Raw genomic sequence first — 19630 nt, forward strand, 5'->3', positions numbered from 1 at the left:
CTTGTATAAATTTAATTAGTTTTTATCTTTGGGCTTATTCTTCCAATGTATGTGTAAATGAGTAAGTCTAGTGGCATTCACTTTGAGATTTCAGAACGTAAAATACTATTACGTATTTTCGATCTACTTTCTATTGGAGCTTCACTATATTTAGTAAATTCCGTATTTCATTTTGATTATTTTAATGTTTCTACTCAGCATTGGGCTTGGATATTTGTCTTAGCATTATATATTTCAATTTTTGGAACTGTGTTAGAGTTGTATGATTTACAAAAATCAAGTCGGCTAGAAACGGTAGTAAGCACCATAATTTTAACAACATCTGTTACGGTATTATTTTATCTGTTAACACCGTTTTATACACCTTCTTTACCAGAAAACAGGCTACAAATTGTATACTTTTACTTAGCAATTTTATTTGGATTATTTGTTTGGCGTTGGGCTTATATTACATTTATATCGTCTCCAAGATTTTATAAAAAAGTATTAATAATTGGAGAAACATCTAATATTAAAAGTATAGTCGAAGCTTTTAAAGATGCAGATCCAAATTATATTATAGTTGGTTTTGTTAATTGCGAAGCAGAGCAAAAAGACACAATTAAATATAAAGGTATAAAAGAATTTATGCCTTCTGAAATTGAATTAGTTATTGAGAATGAAGGAATTTCAGAAATTGTAATAGCAAGTTATAATTCTGAAAATATTACATCTTCAATTTATTCCAAATTAATAAGTCTACTAGAATCTGGATTTCCTATAAAAGAATACACGCAAGTTTATGAAGAGATGACTTATAGAGTACCAGTTCAATTTGTAGGTAAAGACTTTTATAAATATTTCCCTTTTAGTAGAAATAATAAAAACAAACTATATCTAACTTATAGACGATTAGTAGATATTGCCTTATCGCTTTTTGGTCTTGTTTTAGGTCTTATTTTTTTACCATTAGTTTTATTAGGAAATCTTGTAGGTAATAGAGGCGCATTATTTTACACACAAGAACGAATTGGAAAAAACGGAAAGCCTTTTAAGATTTATAAATACAGAAGTATGGTAAAAAATGCCGAAACTGATGGCGCAGTTTGGGCAACAAAAAATGATAGTAGAGTAACACCTTTTGGACGTTTTTTAAGAACATCTAGATTGGATGAGTTTCCGCAATTTATAAACATACTTAAAGGCGATATGAGTTTAATTGGTCCTAGGCCAGAACGACCAGTTTTTGTAAAAGAATTATCTCAAGTTATACCGTTTTATGAAACACGACATATCGTAAAGCCTGGATTAACAGGTTGGGCACAAGTAAAAGCTAGATACGGTTCTAGTGTAGATGATAGTTTACTAAAACTTCAGTATGATTTATTTTACATTAAACATAGAAGCTTTATGTTAGATGTAAATATTATTATTAAAACACTAAGTACTGTAATATTCTTTAGAGGACAGTAGGTTCAAAGTTCAAAGTTCAAAGTTCAAAGTTTAAAGTTTAAGGTTCAGCATTCAATGTTCAAAAGCTTAAAGTCTAAAAGTTGTTGTTAGTTCAATTTTTTAATTGGAAAGAGTAAAATGTTTTGAGAACTACTTCTTTAAAAACTTCAAAATATAAATATAGCGAACAAACAGTGCGATTAAAATAGGAATTAATACAGGCGCAAACTTTTGTACACCGGTTAACCAATGTATTGTTAGTAAGCAAAGCATTAATAAACAAAATTTTAAATAAGCAATAAACCATTTTTTAGGTGTGTTTTTATTTGCTTCTATAACAGCTATTAAACTTATAGGGAAAGCCCATAATAAATTATAATTATTAGCTGTAGCAGAATGATCTGTAGCAAACCATAATAAGCATAAAAGCAAGCCAATACTACCTAAAATAACGTGAATAGAAACATCTAACCATTTAGATCTTTTATTATTTTTAAAATCTTTATACGTTATAAAACCAATAAAAGAGGCTAATAGCGTTAAGATTACTAAAGGACTGAATATGAAAACACCTGAAATCTTAGATTTATTTACTTGGTTTAAAGTTTTACTTTCAGAAACTAAAGATTGGTTATTTATAGATGCCTTTTCAAAAAACTTATAAATATTTTCCGGTAAAAATAAGTGTTCTCTTGGCGTAGCTTCTCTATCTATTACAGCGCCTAAAGCGATATCTATACCTAAACTTCCCCAAGTATTTCTGTTTAAATTATTTTGAATTAAATCTCTAAACGTTTGGGATTTATAATCTGTAGGTAAATCGTATTTGATTGTGTTTGAAGACGCTAACTCAACTACATCTCTAATTTTAGTTGCGCAGTTGTCATAAAAAAAATCGTATAGATATGCACCTTTATTTTTAGCATAATTTGCTTCTAAAAAGGCATGTAAAGTCTTTTTTTGTTTAGCATCTAAATTTAAAATTTGCTCTTTAATACTACGGTTTTCAGACTTGTAAAAATCTAATACATTATTAGTGTATGCTTTACCTTGTAAGTAATTAAGTTTACCTTTTGCAAAATTTAAATAGAAATTAGGGTCTTCAAAATTATAGCGACCAAAATCGTAAACTATGTCACTGTACGTAGTTTTTATTCTTATTCCGTTATGTCCAAAAGCATCATTTAAGTTGTCACCAGGACCAATAGTTAAAACACTAATTTGTGCGTTACTAGGTATAGATTTTTGCCCTAAAGCTAAGGTGTTTAAACCTAGTAGGATAAATAATAAATATAGTTTTTTGTACATCGAGGATTATCTAAAAATGCTAAAGTCAAGTTTTAAAGAAAAAACATTAGAGTATAAAGCTACACTTTGATCGCCAATATCTGTAAACGCATAGTCTACTTCTATACCTTTATACTTAAAACCAACACCAAAGGTTGGTTGAAATGTAAGTTGTTCTGAATTATCTATCTGTAATTCATTTTGAAAATTTCCCATTCCACCACGAAGATAAATCATATCAATATATCCAAATTCAAATCCAAAAGCAGGATTAATACTAGCGAAAGAAGTAGAGATTAAATCGTTATTTTGTTCAAATCTTACATTTAAATCAATTTCAGCTTCTAGTGTGTAATCGTAATTAAATCTATAAAATTTAGATACTCCTAATTGTAGTTTAGGAATTGTAATTTCGGAAGTTTCTGGTAATTCTTGGTTTTGACCTTCAACTGCATTTTGCACTTTAGCAAATTCTTCTTCATTAATTGTCCAAGCGTTAAAAGTGGTAGTTATGTCTCTTGCCATAACACCAAATTTCCAGTTATTATTGGTTTCAAATTGGATTGCTGCATCTAATCCTACGCCCCAACTTTTGGCAAAATCACCAATAATACGACGTATTATTTTAGCATTAACACCATAACTTAACCCTTGAATTGGTAAGTTTCTAGAATAAGAAACTGTCAAACCGTAATCTGCTGTAGAAAAAAGACTAATTCTGTCGTAATTAACATTACCTTGGTCGTCAATCAATTGTGTAGTATCTAATATATCATCTACTGCAAATCTAATTAATGAAACTCCAAAAGCACTATTATCGTCTAAAGGCATAGCAAAAGCAGCGTAATCGTAATTAGCAATGTTTGCAAAATAGCTAGAATGCATAAGTGCTAATTGGTTGTCTTCAAGGTTAATAAGTCCTGCAGGATTCCAATAGCCAGAATTTACATCGTTAGATCTTGCTACAATAGCACTACTTTGGCCTAAAGCAGCTGCATCTACACCAATATTCATAAACTCGTTAGAATATTTTCTTGTAGTTTGCCCAGATAATTGCGTTGCTATTAATGCTATTATGCTAAATAGTAATTGTTTCAATTTCAATTTTTTTTACAAAGATGCTACATTTTTTCAATATAATAAACTTCAATTTTAATAGTATATTGTTTTAGAATAGTGATAGACTAAAATTGTTTACTATTTTTACCAAAAAACTAACTGGATGAAAATAAAAGCTTTTATACCAAATTTTGTCACATTACTTAATCTATTTTGTGGAAGTATAGCCATCATACTAGTCGTAAATAATCAATTTGTACTAGCTGGTGTATTTGTGTTTTTAGGTATATTTTTTGATTTTTTTGATGGACTATTAGCACGTAAATTAAATGTGCAAAGTGAATTAGGAATACAGTTAGATAGTCTGGCAGATATGGTAACTAGTGGTTTAGTACCAGGCTTGATAATGTATAAATTATTAGAATTAGCTACAAATAGTCAAGGTATAAATTTAAATGCTTCTTGGTCTGATCATATGTTTTGGTCTGGAGTAAAATTTAATCCAGTACCATTTTTAGGGTTGTTAATTACATTATCATCTGCTTACAGGTTAGCTAGATTTAATTTAGACGAAGACCAGCAAACGTATTTTAAAGGATTGCCAACTCCTGCAAATGCATTGTTAATATTGTCTTTGCCATTAATTTTAGAGTTTCAAAATAACGACATTACAAACGCTACAATATTAAATCCTATATTTTTAATTATAATCACTTTAATTAGTACTTATTTATTAAACAGTCCAGTAAAATTATTTGCCCTAAAATTTAAAACGTATGCATTTAAACCTAATGCTGTACGTTACATATTTTTAATTTTAGCAGTGGTATTACTTTTTGTATTACAATTTGCAGCTATACCATTAGTAATTTTATTATATATCCTTTTATCATTATTTAATACTATCAAATAAATTAATCCATGTTAGAAAACATTTTTACACTATTAATGCTTGTTATGTTGCAAGCAGTACTTGGTTTTGATAACCTATTATACATCTCTTTAGAATCTAAAAAAGCCAAAGCTGAAGACCAGAAAAAAGTAAGAAAAACAGGAATTTTAATTGCAATAGGTTTAAGGATAGTTTTACTATTTGTTTTGGTTTCTATTATTGATTTATTTCAAGAACCTGTTGCGTTTTTAACAGGAAAAATAGGTGACGCAGCAAGTTTTGAGTTTAATGGACATAGTCTTATTGTTCTTGCAGGTGGCGGATTTATTATTTACACTGCTATTAAAGAAATCTGGCATATGATTGGTGCTCATGATTTGGAAGTAGATGTAGAAGATAAAGAGAAAAGAGTAAAGTCTTCTAGTGCAGTGATAACAAGTATTGTTATAATGAATTTAGTATTTTCATTTGATTCTATTTTAGCAGCAATAGGGTTAACAAGTGATATAGACAATAGTACGACAGCATTTATCATTATGGCTATCGCAATTGTATTAAGTGGTTTATTAATGTTGTTTTTAGCCGATAGGATTTCTCTATTTTTAGCTAAAAATAGAATGTATGAAGTGTTAGGTCTTTTTATTTTATTTATTGTTGGTATAATGCTAGTTACAGAAGGCGGACATCTTGCACATATTAAATTATTTGGCAATCCTATTGAGCCAATGAGTAAAACTACATTTTATTTTGTAATAGCTGTGTTGGTTATTGTAGATGTGGTACAAGGTAGATATCAAAAAAAGATTCTTGCGGAGCAAGCAGCTTCTAATAAAAAGTAAATTATTAAGTTACATTTATAAGTGAAAAAAGCTCAAAATTTTAAATTTTGAGCTTTTTTAATTTCTTTAGGTTTGTAACAATTACGTCCTAATTTTCTTTTTACGTAACTCGAAGTTTTGACCTAAGTATACCTTTCTTACCATTTCGTCATTAGCTAATTCTTCTGGTTCTCCAGCTTTAAGAATACTACCTTCAAACATTAAATATGTACGGTCTGTAATCGCTAACGTTTCTTGTACATTATGGTCTGTGATTAAGATTCCAATGTTTTTTTCTGTTAGCTGCGCAACTATACGTTGTATGTCTTCTACAGCAACAGGATCTACACCAGCAAAAGGTTCGTCTAATAGGATAAAGCTAGGATTTGTGGCTAAAGCTCTAGCAATTTCTGTTCGACGTCGTTCTCCACCAGAAAGTAAATCTCCACGGTTTTTACGTATATGTCCTAAACTAAATTCTTCAATTAAAGCTTCCATACGCATTAATTGTTCTTTTTTACTTAGTTTGGTTAGTTGTAATACGCTTAGTATATTTTCTTCAATACTTAATTTTCTAAAAACAGAAGCTTCTTGCGCTAGATATCCAATACCGTTTTGAGCACGCTTATACATTGGATAGTTGGTAATATTTGTGTTATCTAAATAGATATTACCACCATTTGGTTTGATAAGTCCAACAATCATGTAAAACGACGTTGTTTTTCCCGCACCATTAGGACCAAGAAGACCAACAATTTCGCCTTGATTTACTTCTAATGATACGTCTTTTACAACTTTTCGTCCGTTGTAGGACTTCATTAAATGTTCTGCTTTAAGCTTCATTTATAGATTTAATTTTGCTAAAAATAGTCATTTAACAATAACTATTAAAACGTATAATTTATTTTATATTAAGTTTAACCTTAATGGTTTAGTTTTCTTGTTGTTCTAAAGCTTCCCAATATTCGTAAGCACGACGCAAGTGCGGAATTACAATTGTACCGCCAATTAATGTTGCAATACTTAAGGTTTCCATTACTTCTTCTTTAGATAAGCCTTCTTTGTAACAAGATTCTAAGTGATATTTTACGCAATCATCACATCTTAAAACGGTAGATGCTACTAATCCTAAAAGTTCTTTAGTCTTAACATCTAAAGCACCAGCTGTAAAAGCGTTAGTGTCTAAATTGAATATGCGTTTAATTATTTTGTTGTTATCGCTAAGAATTTTATCGTTCATCTTAGCTCTATAATCGTTAAAGTCTTTAACTAGGTCTGACATGTTTACTGGTATTTTTTTCTTCTTTTTTCACTACAAATTTAGAGATGTATATACTTATCTCGTATAATATGATAACAGGAATTGCTACTATTATTTGACTGGCAACATCTGGTGGAGTTATTACTGCAGCAAGAATTAGTACAATTACTAAAGCAAATTTTCGGTATTTACGTAAAATTTCTGGTGTAACTAAGCCTAATTTAGTAAGAAAGTAAATTAGAATAGGAAGTTCAAAAATTATTCCAGCAGCTATAACAGATGCTCTTACAAGGCTTATGTAGGATGAAATATCAAACTCGTTAGAGACTTGATCACTTACGGTGTAAGTTCCTAAAAAGTTAATAGATAATGGTGTTATGATGTAGTAGCCAAATAATACACCTAAAAAGAAAAGTAAAGATGTAATGACTATAAATCCTCTAGATGTTTTACGTTCGTTATCATTTAAACCAGGACTTATAAATTTCCAAAGTTGATAGATCACGTAAGGAAACGCAATAATAAATCCAGCATAAATAGAAGTCCATATGTGAGCAGAGAACTGTCCTGCCATAGTTCTACTTTGAATAATAAAAGGAAACTCTTCTCCACAAAAAGAAGAATTCTCTACACCTACAAACATGGATAATTTACATAACCATTGATAGGTTGGAAAATCCATTTTTTTTGGAGCAAAAATTATATGGTCAAAAATAAAACCTTTAAAAATAAATGCTACAGTACCACAAATAATTATTGCAGCAACAATACGAATTAAATGCCATCTTAAATCCTCAAGATGGTCTAAAAAAGACATTTCGTCTACTTGTTTATTTGCCATTATATTATGCCTTCTTTAATTAAATCATGTAAATGAACAACACCTGCATAATTTCCTTCCTTTTCTACTAATAATTGTGAAATACCATTTTCTTCTAATATTTCCATAGCATCTATAGCCATAGCATCTTCTTCTATACGTTTAGGATTGCTACTCATAATATCTTTTGCAGTTAATGAAGAAAAATCGTCTACTTTAGCAAGCATACGTCTTAAATCACCGTCTGTAATAATACCTACAATTTTTTGATTTTGAACAACAGCTGTAACACCAAGCATGTTTTCAGAAATTTCAATAATTACATCTTTAATGCTTGTATCTAAAGTAACCGCTGGTTTTTTGTTTACAGAAGAAATATCTAAAACTCTTAAATATAATTTTTTACCTAAAGCGCCACCAGGATGATATTTAGCAAAGTCACGACTTGTAAATCCGCGTAATTCTAATAAGCTTACAGCCAGAGCATCGCCTAAAACTAATTGTGCTGTTGTGCTGGTTGTTGGAGCAAGGTTGTTAGGACAAGCTTCTTTTTCAACAAAAGTATTTAAAACATAATCTGCTTGTTGCCCTAAAAAAGATGATTTATTACCAGTAATGGCAATCATTTTGTTGTTAGCATTTTTAATTAAAGGAACTAAGACTTTAATTTCGGGTGTATTTCCGCTTTTAGAAATACAAATTACAACATCGTCTTCTAGGATTAAACCTAAATCGCCATGAATTGCATCTGCAGCATGCATAAATACAGCTGGCGTACCAGTAGAGTTTAATGTAGCCACAATTTTTGTTGCTATGATTGCGCTTTTACCAATACCTGTAATAATAACACGACCATTAGAGTTATAAATTAAATTGGTAGCGTTTACAAAATCTTCGTTTATAAAATTAGCAAGGTTTAAGATAGCTTCACCTTCTAGTTTTATGGTTTCTTTAGCGCTATTTATAATGGCGTTATTATTTTTCAAAGTATTTATTTTTTTGGTTTGTAAAGATTTTATTATCTTTAATTTTATATGAAAAGTTCTATGAATTATAGAGCTTTTTTACAGCAGCAAATTTAACTAAATTTTCAAGAGAGAAATGTAAATATTTCTCCTTTTTATGTTTGTTGTTGTTTTGTGTAAATGTAATTAATTTAAATAATTCTAATTGTTCGTATAGTGAAAAGTGATTTGCATGCAGCATTAAAAAAATATTTTGGATTTAGTGAGTTTAAAGGCTTACAAGAACAAGTAATAAAAAGTATTTTAGATCAAAATAACACCTTTGTTATTATGCCTACTGGTGGCGGTAAAAGTTTATGTTACCAATTACCAGCTTTAATGCAAGAAGGAACAGCTATTGTGGTATCACCTTTAATAGCTTTAATGAAAAACCAAGTAGATGCTATAAGAGGTGTCTCTAACGAAAACGGTATTGCTCATGTCTTAAATTCTTCTTTAAATAAAACAGAAGTAAAACAAGTAAAGTCAGATATAAAAAATGGTGTTACTAAGCTGCTTTATGTAGCTCCAGAATCGTTAACAAAAGATGAATATGTCGAATTTTTACGTTCGGTAAAAATATCATTTATGGCGGTAGATGAAGCCCATTGTATTAGTGAATGGGGACACGATTTTAGACCAGAATACCGTAATTTAAGAAACATAATAAAACGAATTGGAGAAAATATTCCAATAATAGGTTTAACAGCTACAGCAACTCCTAAAGTACAAGAAGATATTCTTAAAAACTTAGGAATGACAGATGCTAATACCTTTAAGGCCTCGTTTAATAGACCAAACTTGTATTATGAAATAAGACCAAAAACAAAAAATGTAGACTCAGATATAATTCGTTTTATAAAACAAAACGATGGTAAGTCTGGAATTGTTTATTGTTTAAGTCGTAAAAGAGTAGAAGAGTTAGCACAAGTATTACAAGTTAATGGTATAAAAGCTGTGCCATATCATGCTGGGTTAGATGCTAAAAAAAGAGCATCACATCAAGATATGTTTTTAATGGAAGACATAGATGTAGTTGTAGCAACCATCGCATTTGGAATGGGTATTGACAAACCAGACGTACGTTTTGTAATACATCATGATATACCAAAAAGTATAGAAAGTTACTATCAAGAAACTGGTCGTGCAGGTCGTGATGGAGGCGAAGGACATTGTTTAGCTTACTATTCTTACAAAGACATAGAAAAGTTAGAAAAATTTATGTCTGGTAAACCAGTTGCAGAACAAGAAATTGGTCACGCTTTATTACAAGAAGTTGTTGCATTTGCAGAAACTTCTATTTCTAGACGTAAATTTATACTTCATTATTTTGGTGAAGACTTTGATAACCAAACTGGCGAAGGTGGCGATATGGATGATAATATGCGTCATCCAAAAGAAAAAGAAGAAGCTTCTAAAGAAGTAACTACAATACTAGACATTGTTAAAAAAACCAATGCAAAATACAAGTCTAAAGAACTAGTAAATGTAATCGTAGGTAAATCTAACGCGTTAATAAATTCTCATAAAACAGACGAACAACCATTCTTTGGAGTAGGAAAAAACAAAGAAAAAAGTTTCTGGATGGCATTAACAAGACAAATGCTAGTCGCTGGATTATTAAAAAAAGATATAGAAACTTACGGTGTAATTAAATTAACACCAGCTGGTGAAGCGTTTTTAGATCAACCAACATCTTTCATGATGACAAAAGATCATGACTTTAGCCAAGATCCAGATGCAGATATAATTACTGCAACAAAAGGTGGCGGCGCAGTTGTAGATGAACAATTAATGAAAATGCTTAAAGACTTACGTAAGTCTAATGCTAAAAAATTAGGAGTTCCACCATTTGTGATTTTCCAAGATCCTTCTTTAGAAGATATGGCTTTAAAATATCCTATATCTGTAGAAGAACTATCTAACGTGCATGGTGTTGGCGAAGGTAAAGCAAAAAAATACGGTAAAGATTTTGTCAAACTTATCGCTAAATATGTAGAAGATAATGATATTGTAAGACCAGACGATATGGTTGTAAAGTCTACAGGAAGCAATTCTGGAATAAAATTATACATTATTCAAAATGTAGATAGAAAGTTACCATTAACAGATATAGCGTCTGCAAAAGGCATGGAAATGCCAGCATTTATAAAAGAAATGGAAGCTATAGTCTATTCTGGAACCAAATTAAATATCGATTATTGGATAGATGAAATTTTAGATGAAGACCAGCAAGAAGAACTACACGATTATTTTATGGATACTGAAACCGATAAGATAGATGTGGCTTTAGATGAATTTGATGGTGATTACGATGATGAAGAATTGCGTTTATACCGAATTAAATTTATTAGTGAAGTCGCTAATTAGTTTTTTTAGTTAGCAGTTAGCAGTTAGCAGTTAGCAGTTAGCAGTTAGCAGTTAGCAGTTGGTGTTATTAATTTTATTTTTCAATAATATTAGTGTCAATTCGTGAAATTTGTGTTTTAATAGAAAGTATAAATTCATTTTAAAAAAGTAATTCCAAATTAGTAAATCTTAAATCATTACGTATCTTTGCAATTCATTAAAAAAATACGACAATGCAAGACGGTTTATACGCAAAATTTAATACTTCAAAAGGAGCAATTCTTGTTAATTTAGAATTTGAAAAAACACCAGGAACAGTAGGTAACTTTGTAGCTTTAGCAGAAGGTAATATGGAAAACTCTGCAAAACCTCAAGGAACACCTTATTACGATGGATTAAAATTTCACAGAGTAATTAGTGATTTTATGATTCAAGGTGGTTGTCCTCAAGGAACAGGTACAGGAAATCCAGGTTATAAATTTGATGACGAAATTCACCCAGATTTAAAACACGATGGACCAGGAGTTTTAAGTATGGCTAACGCAGGACCAGGAACAAATGGTAGTCAGTTTTTTATCACTCACGTTGCTACAGATTGGTTAGATGGTAAGCATACCGTATTTGGAAAAGTTGTAGAAGGACAAGATGTAGTAGATGCTATCCAACAAGGAGATGTTATTGAATCTTTAGAAATTGTAAGAGAAGGTGAAGCAGCAAAAAACTTTAACGCTATTGAAGCTTTTAGAGTATTTGAAGGCGCTAGAGAAAAACGTATTGCTGAAGAACGTGAAGCAAAGCGTGCTGAGTTAGATAAATTAGCAGCAGGTTTTGAAGAAACTAAAAGCGGTTTACGTTACCAAATCATACAAAAAGGAAGTGGTAAAAAAGCTGAAAAGGGTAATCAAGTTTCTGTACATTATAAAGGACAATTAGCAGACGGAACTGTATTTGATAGTTCTTACAAGCGTAACCAACCAATAGACTTTCAAGTTGGAGTAGGACAAGTTATTCCAGGTTGGGACGAAGGTATTTTATTATTAAACGTTGGTGATAAAGCACGTTTTGTAATACCAAGTGATTTAGCTTATGGTGCGCAAGGTGCTGGTGGCGTTATTCCTCCAAATGCGACTCTTATTTTTGATGTAGAATTAGTAAATGTTAAATAAACTTTAGCTTACAAACTCAAAATAAAATAAAACCTCACAGGATTAGTCTTGTGAGGTTTTTTGTTTTATGTAATTTTCTTCTAACTGTTTGGCTATAATTCTTAAATATGAATGCTTTGAAAAACAACCATAAACAGAATTAATTAATGTATCTCCTCTAAGACTAGTCCAGTTTATTGTATTTTCAATTTCGTCTCTTTTATCTGCAAATTTTTCCGAATTTAAATAATAATATTTAATGGTATTAAGTCTACTAACAGGGTTTTTACTATATAAAAGTTGAAGGATAACATCACTAGTTAATTGGTCTTCTAAATCGAGTAATAATTTCCAGTTTTCTAATGGAACAGCATAAATACCAACAACTTCTCCATAATACAAACCTGATTCTGTAGACATAAAATGGTCTATTTCAGGGTTAGAAATACGTTTTCCTTTATAATATTTTAAAGGCTTGTAAAACGTTTCATAATTATAAAATAGAGGTTTTATTGTGTTATCTTCTGTAACTTCAAAAGTGTTATTGTAAAACTTTAAGTGTTTTTTTTGAAGCCTTTTACTATTTGGTAATTTTGGTTTTAAAACGTAACTAATTAAAGAATCTTTTAAATAAAGAAAATCACATGTTATAACAAGTTTTTTTCTATAGATGATAGAAGAATATATCTTATAATTAAAACCTAAAGATTTATAATTCCCATTATTACTTTTTAAGAATAAACTTTCAAGAGATTTGGGATTTTTTAAACTATCTAAAACACTTTCAATAATCTCTTTATCATTTTTATGAGAAAAGAAGTTATCATCCTTAGATTGAGAAAACAAAGGAAGTATAAACCAAAACGAAAAGATTATAAAAAGTGTTTTAGACATTGTATCTGTATTACTTATACTTTTCAGCAGTCAACTCAGCGATTTTGCAAATTACTTCTGTTGCTTTTATCATACTTTCTACAGGAACATACTCATAACGTCCATGAAAATTATGTCCGCCAGCAAAAATATTAGGACACGGTAAGCCCATATAACTTAATTGTGATCCATCTGTTCCACCACGAATTGCTTTTATTAACGGTTTAATATCTAATTGTTTCATCGCTTCTTCAGCAATATCTACAATATGCATTACAGGTTCTACCTTTTCTTTCATATTGAAGTATTGATCCTTAATTTCAATGGTTACCACTTCTCGTTCGTATTGCTGGTTAAGCTCGTCGGTTAAGTTTTGCATCACTTCTTTTCTAGCTTCAAAATGCTCTTTGTCGTGATCACGAATAATATATTCTAGTACGGTTTCTTCAACTTCACCTTTTACAGAATATAAATGAAAAAATCCTTGATAACCTTCAGTATGTTCAGGTGTTTCTAGTCTTGGTAACGAGTTGATAAACTCGGTAGCAATGTACATAGAGTTCACCATTTTTCCTTTAGCATAACCAGGATGTACAATTTTTCCTTTCACTTTAACTACAGCGCCAGCAGCGTTAAAATTTTCGTATTCTAACTCACCAATTTGACTTCCATCCATGGTGTAAGCCCAATCTGCACCAAATTTTTCAACATCAAATTTATGTGCGCCACGACCAATTTCTTCATCAGGAGTAAATCCAACTTTAATGGTTCCGTGTTTGATTTGTGGATTTTTAATCAGGTATTCCATAGCAGAAATAATTTCGCAAATACCAGCTTTATCATCAGCACCTAAAAGCGTTGTCCCATCGGTTGTGATTAAGGTCTGACCTTTGTAAAGTAATAAATCTTCAAAATAATCCGGAGATAAAACAATGTTTTCAGCTTCATTTAAAACAATGTCTTTACCATCATAACGCTCTACAATTTGCGGATTAACATTAGCGCCAGTAAAATCTGGAGATGTATCAAAATGCGAGATAAATCCAATAGTTGGCACGTCATGATCCACATTACTTGGTAATGTCGCCATGATATAAGCGTTTTGATCAATACTTACATCTTGCATTCCTATATTTTGTAATTCTTGCACTAATGCATTGGCAAGATCCCATTGTTTTTTGGTACTTGGTGTTGTGTCGCTATTTGGATCAGATTCAGTATCTACAGTTACGTAGCTAACAAATCTTTTGATGATGTCTTCTTTTGAAATCATATTTTGAGTGTTTATTTTATTTGAAAGTATAAAAGTACAATTATTCAAGATTTTCAATAGTACATTTATTGGTAAAATTAAATAAACGTCAGTTCGAGTGATTTTTGAGTGGCAACTGAGCGTAGTCGAAGTTGAGCGAAAAAATTTTATCGAGAACTAATAATACATTAAAAATTCTTGTGTTCGATACAAATTTTTATTCATTTTAATCATAAAAATTCACTCAAACTGACGAATTTTATTAAAAACAATTAAGAGCTTCAACATAAATTGTAAATCACATTTTTTCACACTACTTTTGTGCAAACATTACACGATGTACAAATCCCTTCTAAGACCGCTTTTTTTTAGTTTCGATCCTGAAAAAATTCATCATTTTACATTTAAGCTTGTTAAATTAACCTCTAAAATACCAGGAATGACTTCGGTGTTTAGACGTTTATATGTTGTAGAAGACAAACAACTACAACGTCATCTTTTTGGATTAACCTTTAAAAATCCAGTAGGACTAGCAGCAGGTTTTGATAAAAATGCAGTGCTGTATAATGAATTAGCCAACTTTGGTTTTGGATTTATAGAAATAGGAACCGTAACGCCAAAAGGACAAGCTGGAAATCCAAAAAAACGTTTGTTTAGATTAAAAGACGACCAAGGAATTATAAACCGTATGGGTTTTAATAACGAAGGGTTAGAAGCAGCAATTACACAATTAAAACGAAATAAAGGAAAGTTAATTATAGGTGGAAATATTGGAAAAAACACAGATACAGCACCAGAAGATTACACTAGAGATTATCTAGAATGTTTTAAAGGTTTACATCCGTATGTTGATTATTTTGTGCTTAATGTAAGTTGTCCAAACGTTGGAAGTCACGCTAAGTTAACCGATAAAGATTATTTGTTAGAGCTGATTAGCGAAGTGCAAAAAGCTAACGAAGAATTGTCAGGTCGAGCGCAGTCGAGACCTAAAAAACCAATTTTACTTAAGATTGCTCCAGATTTAAATACCATTCAGTTAGATGAAATCATAGAAATCATAAAAGAAACAAAACTAGATGGAGTAATTGCAACCAACACATCTGTAGATCGCACAGGATTAAAAACGCCAAAAGAACGTTTGGAAGCTATCGGAAATGGAGGTTTAAGTGGTCAACCTATAAAAGAGAAATCGACAAAAGTGATTAAATACCTAGCAGAAAAAAGTAATAAAGCATTCCCGATTATTGGTGTTGGAGGAATCCACAGTGCAGAAGATGCTTTAGAAAAACTAGAAGCAGGAGCAGATTTAGTTCAGATTTATACTGGTTTTATTTATGAAGGACCAGGATTAATCAAGCAGATTAATCAAGCTATTTTAAACCAAAATTAAATGACTGTTGAAACCTTATTAGGGTTTATTGTAGCGACTTCGGCTTTAGCCATATCGCCTGGACCAGATAATATTTATGTGTTAATGCAAAGCATAACTAATGGTCGTAATTATGGTTTAGCAACAGTTGCAGGTTTAATTTCTGGTTGTTTGGTACACACAACATTGGTTGCTTTTGGTGTATCTGCTATTATTAAAAATAACGATACACTTTTTCTTATACTTAAAATTTTAGGTGCTGTTTACTTATTGTATTTGGCTTATAAAGTGTATCAAAGTGATACTGAAGTTGCTTTAACCACCGAAAACACACCAAAAAAAAGTTTGTGGCAACTATTTAAACAAGGTGTAATAATGAATGTGTTAAACCCAAAAGTGTCTATTTTCTTTTTGGCATTTTTTCCTGGGTTTTTATTTTCAGAAACCTTATCAACAGTAACTCAATTTTATGTATTGGGATTACTGTTTATGCTCACTTCTTTAATTATATTTTCTGCAATAGCAGTGCTTTCAGGATTTATTTCGGAGTATTTAAAACAGAATAAAAACACTGGATTAGTACTAAAATGGTTGCAAATAGTTGTGTTTGTAGGAATTGCTGTATTCATCTTTTTTCAGAAGAAATAAAGCCAAAAATCTATTTCTTTTTTATCTTTGAAAGACCATGAAAAACGACCTAGTAAAAGTAATCGAATGTCCGCGAGATGCCATGCAAGGCATTAAGCAATTTATTCCTACCGAAAAAAAAGTACAGTACATACAATCTTTATTACGTGTAGGTTTTGATACGATAGATTTTGGAAGTTTTGTATCACCTAAAGCTATACCTCAAATGGTAGATACAGCCGAAGTGTTAGCGCAATTAGATTTAAGCAAAACCAAAAGTAAATTATTAGCAATTGTAGCAAATTTACGTGGTGCTCAAGATGCTTGTCAACATCCAGAAATTGATTATTTGGGTTATCCGTTTTCTATTTCAGAAAACTTTCAAATGCGTAATACGCATAAAACAATAGCACAATCTGTAGACTTGTTAAACGACATTTTAAACACAGCAGATCAAGCTAATAAAAAGGTAGTGGTTTACATCTCAATGGGATTTGGTAATCCTTATGGTGATCCTTGGAATGTCGAAATAGTAGGCGAGTGGACAGAAAAATTGAGTAAAATGGGTGTAGAAATTTTATCCTTAAGTGATACAGTTGGTACATCTAATCCAGAAAATATAGATTATTTGTTTTCAAATCTAATTCCGAAATATCAAGATATTGAGTTTGGCGCACATTTGCACACTACGCCAAGTACATGGTTTGAAAAAGTAGATGCAGCTTACAAAGCTGGTTGCAGACGTTTTGATGGTGCTATACAAGGTTTTGGTGGTTGTCCTATGGCTAAAGATGAATTAACCGGAAATATGCCTACCGAAAAAGTGTTTTCTTATTTAACAACAAAAAAAGCGCATGACTTAAATGCGATGTCTTTTGAAAGCGCTTATAATGAGGCTTCAAAGATTTTTAAAGTCTATCATTAATATTTTTATTTAAATTTAATCTAAATAAACTTGTGTAAACTGTTTTTCAGTGTTATTTTTGCACACTGAAAATTAAATTATTTAAATCAAGTCTAAATAAACAGAAGTTTACATGAAAAAATTAGTTTTAACTTTATGTATTGCAACCGCGTTATTTTCTTGTTCTAGTGACGATAACGATACAATAGTAATAGAAGATGGTAATGGAGTAACTGCACCAGATACTTACACTTTTGAAAGAAACGGATCTACAACAGTAAGTTACAGTGGTCAAACAGATCGTATTTTAATGGCAGAAGAGCTTATCTCTGGATTAAAAAATACATCTTTTACAGCAGCTCAATTACAAGCTATGTTTGATCACCAAGAAGGTAATGACGATTTTTCTGATGCTAGCTTAAATGCATCTACTAAAAGCATAAAGAGTAAAACTGCAGCATCTTCAGATTATTTTTCTGCAAACACTACAGATCAAGCCGCTATAAGAGCAGATTTTGAGGCGTTTATAACTAGTCAAGTAAACGATGTTTATCCTAATTGGAATACTAACGCTACACCTGGTGTAGCTGGTCAAATACAAGAAGCTGGTGGCGGATCTACAAGATATGTTAACGAAAAAGGTTTAGAGTACAATCAAGCTTTTAATAAAGGTTTAATTGGTGCTTTAATGGTAGACCAAATGCTTAATAATTATTTAAGTACTTCAGTTTTAGATGCAGGAACAAACGTTGCAGATAATAACAATGCTGTTTTAGCTGAAGGAAAAAACTATACTAATATGGAGCACAAATGGGATGAAGCATTTGGGTATTTATATGGTACTGAAACTAATGCTGCTATGCCAGCTTTAGGTGCAGATAGCTTTTTAAATAAGTATTTATCTAGAGTAGAAAATGATACTGATTTTTCTGGAATTGCAATGGATATTTACAATGCATTTAAATTAGGACGTGCTGCAATTGTAGCTAAAAACTACGATGTCAGAGATGCACAAGCACAAATTATAAGAGAAAAAGTTTCTGAAATTATAGGAATAAGAGCTGTATATTATTTACAACAAGGTAAAGCAGGTTTAGAAGCTGCAAATCCAGATATGGCTTCAGTGTTTCATGATTTGTCAGAAGGTTATGGGTTTGTTTACAGTTTACAGTTTACAAGAAAACCAAACACAAATGAGCCTTACTTAACAAAAGCAGATGTAGATGCTTATATCCAAACATTAATGTCTAACAACGGATTTTGGGATGTAACACCAACAACATTACAAACAATTTCTGATGAAATATCAGCAGAATTTAATTTTACAACTGCTCAAGCAGGAAGTTAATTAGTTTTTAATATTCTTTTTCAAATTAGCAGTTGTCTTTTATTTAAAAGGTGACTGCTATTTTGTATTTTTGCAAAAAAAATAATTACATGAAAAAAATTGCCTTTAGTCTACTTATTTTAATCACGATTGTTGCGTGTACTTCAAGTGAAGAGAGTTCTTCTTCTGTGCGTAACGATGGTTTTGATAGAAGTGCAATGTTAAGTAATTGGGCTAATAATTCAATTATTCCAGCACTTCAAGATTTAGATCAAAAATTAGAAACATTACAAGAAGATAAAAACACTTTTATCTCGACAGTTAATCAAACCAATTTAGAGCAATTAAGAACAAGTTGGTTAGAAGCCTACAAAGTATGGCAACATGTAGAAATGTTTAATATTGGTAAAGCCGAAGAGATTTCTTACGTGTTTCAAATGAATGTTTATCCAACAAACACTCAAGATATCGAGTCTAATATTGCCTCACAAAATTACGATTTAAGCGCAGTTGGTAATAACGATGCAGTTGGTTTTCCTGCTTTAGATTATATGTTATTTGGTTTAGATACAGACGATAATGCTATCCTTTCAAAGTATAACGACGCTAACTATGTAAATTATTTAAATGATTTGGTAGATCGTATGGTCGATTTAAACGCTATTGTTTTAACAGATTGGCAAGCTAATTACATAAATTCCTTTACAGCTTCTACAGATAATACATCTACTAGCGCAGTTAATAAATTAACAAACGATTTTATTTTTTATTACGAAAAAGGCTTTAGAGCCAACAAGTTTGGTATTCCTGCTGGTGTGTTTTCTGGATCAACACCTTTAAGCGAAAAAGTGGAAGGTTATTACTCTAAAGTTTACTCTAAAACACTAGCATTAGAAGCTATAGATGCTGTTCAGAACTTTTTTAATGGTGTATCTTACAATCAGTTAGAAACAGGATCTTCATTTTCTAGTTACCTTAATTACTTAAATAGACAAGATTTAGTAACTACAATAACTACAAAATTAAATAACGGACGTGATAAGATTAACACGTTACAAGATAATTTTTACGCTCAAGTAACTTCGGATAACACACAAATGACTGAAACTTTTGATGTGCTACAATTAGCAGTAGTATCTTTTAAAGTAGACATGTTACAAGCTTTTAATATTAATGTAGATTACGTAGATGCAGATGGCGATTAATTTGTAA

General features: G+C 30.9%; 18 protein-coding genes. 10 read left to right on the forward strand and 8 right to left on the reverse strand.

All coding sequences use genetic code 11. From position 1 onward, the window contains the following. Nucleotides 1–57: 57 nt before the first annotated feature. Nucleotides 58–1452: a sugar transferase gene (locus IFB02_RS10205; protein WP_106687270.1), complete on the forward strand. Its 1395-nt coding sequence runs from the start codon at nt 58–60 to the stop codon at nt 1450–1452. Nucleotides 1453–1581: 129 nt separating this feature from the next. Here the strand turns inward: IFB02_RS10205 and IFB02_RS10210 are convergent, their stop codons facing one another. Both IFB02_RS10210 and IFB02_RS10215 read right to left on the reverse strand, forming a co-directional pair. Continuing rightward, nucleotides 1582–2739: a lipoprotein N-acyltransferase Lnb domain-containing protein gene (locus IFB02_RS10210; protein WP_106687271.1), complete on the reverse strand. Its 1158-nt coding sequence runs from the start codon at nt 2737–2739 to the stop codon at nt 1582–1584. 6 nt (nt 2740–2745) lie between these two features. Then, the gene (locus IFB02_RS10215) at nt 2746–3816 is read right to left on the reverse strand and encodes a putative type IX sorting system protein PorV2 (protein WP_444704727.1); all 1071 of its coding nucleotides are present in this window, start codon (nt 3814–3816) and stop codon (nt 2746–2748) included. Nucleotides 3817–3940: 124 nt separating this feature from the next. Between IFB02_RS10215 and IFB02_RS10220 the strand changes: the two genes are divergently transcribed. Next, nucleotides 3941–4690, forward strand: a complete 750-nt coding sequence (locus IFB02_RS10220) for a CDP-alcohol phosphatidyltransferase family protein (RefSeq protein WP_106687272.1) — start codon at nt 3941–3943, stop codon at nt 4688–4690. Nucleotides 4691–4698: 8 nt separating this feature from the next. Continuing rightward, a complete protein-coding gene (locus IFB02_RS10225; protein WP_106687273.1) occupies nt 4699–5508 on the forward strand; it encodes a TerC family protein in 810 nt (269 codons plus the stop codon). An 81-nt stretch (nt 5509–5589) separates the two neighbouring features. On the opposite strand, the gene lptB is transcribed toward IFB02_RS10225, so the two are convergent. The 4 genes from lptB to IFB02_RS10245 form a co-directional block, all read right to left on the reverse strand. Continuing rightward, complete coding sequence (gene lptB, locus IFB02_RS10230; protein WP_106687274.1) at nt 5590–6330, reverse strand: LPS export ABC transporter ATP-binding protein; 741 nt, start codon at nt 6328–6330, stop codon at nt 5590–5592. Between the two features lie 88 nt (nt 6331–6418). Further along, complete coding sequence (locus tag IFB02_RS10235; RefSeq protein ID WP_106687275.1) at nt 6419–6769, reverse strand: carboxymuconolactone decarboxylase family protein; 351 nt, start codon at nt 6767–6769, stop codon at nt 6419–6421. Next, nucleotides 6753–7589 (reverse strand): twin-arginine translocase subunit TatC, encoded by an 837-nt coding sequence (tatC, locus tag IFB02_RS10240; RefSeq protein ID WP_106687276.1) that lies wholly within the window; start codon nt 7587–7589, stop codon nt 6753–6755. Before tatC ends, IFB02_RS10235 begins: the two co-directional genes overlap by 17 nt. Next, complete coding sequence (locus IFB02_RS10245) at nt 7589–8554, reverse strand: KpsF/GutQ family sugar-phosphate isomerase (RefSeq protein WP_106687277.1); 966 nt, start codon at nt 8552–8554, stop codon at nt 7589–7591. Before IFB02_RS10245 ends, tatC begins: the two co-directional genes overlap by 1 nt. A 195-nt stretch (nt 8555–8749) precedes the next feature. Between IFB02_RS10245 and recQ the strand changes: the two genes are divergently transcribed. Further along, nucleotides 8750–10942, forward strand: coding sequence for a DNA helicase RecQ (recQ, locus tag IFB02_RS10250; RefSeq protein WP_106687278.1), 2193 nt, complete (start codon nt 8750–8752; stop codon nt 10940–10942). 212 nt (nt 10943–11154) lie between these two features. Then, nucleotides 11155–12087, forward strand: coding sequence for a peptidylprolyl isomerase (locus IFB02_RS10255; protein WP_106687279.1), 933 nt, complete (start codon nt 11155–11157; stop codon nt 12085–12087). A gap of 42 nt (nt 12088–12129) precedes the next feature. Here the strand turns inward: IFB02_RS10255 and IFB02_RS10260 are convergent, their stop codons facing one another. Next, nucleotides 12130–12960 carry a hypothetical protein gene (locus tag IFB02_RS10260; RefSeq protein WP_191072727.1) on the reverse strand — a complete coding sequence of 277 codons (831 nt, stop codon included), beginning with the start codon at nt 12958–12960 and terminating at the stop codon, nt 12130–12132. A 10-nt stretch (nt 12961–12970) separates the two neighbouring features. Next, entirely contained in the window at nt 12971–14212 is a 1242-nt protein-coding gene (gene pepT / locus IFB02_RS10265) for a peptidase T (protein ID WP_191072728.1), read from the reverse strand. 316 nt (nt 14213–14528) lie between these two features. Between pepT and IFB02_RS10270 the strand changes: the two genes are divergently transcribed. From IFB02_RS10270 to IFB02_RS10290, 5 genes are all read left to right on the forward strand, one after another. Further along, nucleotides 14529–15581 carry a quinone-dependent dihydroorotate dehydrogenase gene (locus IFB02_RS10270; RefSeq protein ID WP_106687282.1) on the forward strand — a complete coding sequence of 351 codons (1053 nt, stop codon included), beginning with the start codon at nt 14529–14531 and terminating at the stop codon, nt 15579–15581. Beyond that, nucleotides 15582–16208 carry a LysE family translocator gene (locus IFB02_RS10275; protein WP_106687283.1) on the forward strand — a complete coding sequence of 209 codons (627 nt, stop codon included), beginning with the start codon at nt 15582–15584 and terminating at the stop codon, nt 16206–16208. Between the two features lie 37 nt (nt 16209–16245). Continuing rightward, nucleotides 16246–17112, forward strand: coding sequence for a hydroxymethylglutaryl-CoA lyase (locus IFB02_RS10280; RefSeq protein WP_106687284.1), 867 nt, complete (start codon nt 16246–16248; stop codon nt 17110–17112). 112 nt (nt 17113–17224) lie between these two features. Continuing rightward, nucleotides 17225–18439, forward strand: coding sequence for a DUF4856 domain-containing protein (locus IFB02_RS10285; RefSeq protein ID WP_106687285.1), 1215 nt, complete (start codon nt 17225–17227; stop codon nt 18437–18439). Between the two features lie 89 nt (nt 18440–18528). Further along, the gene (locus tag IFB02_RS10290) at nt 18529–19623 is read left to right on the forward strand and encodes an imelysin family protein (RefSeq protein ID WP_106687286.1); all 1095 of its coding nucleotides are present in this window, start codon (nt 18529–18531) and stop codon (nt 19621–19623) included. Nucleotides 19624–19630: the final 7 nt, after the last annotated feature.

The sequence above is a fragment of the Mesoflavibacter profundi genome (assembly GCF_014764305.1).
In the GTDB taxonomy this organism is placed as follows: domain Bacteria; phylum Bacteroidota; class Bacteroidia; order Flavobacteriales; family Flavobacteriaceae; genus Mesoflavibacter; species Mesoflavibacter profundi.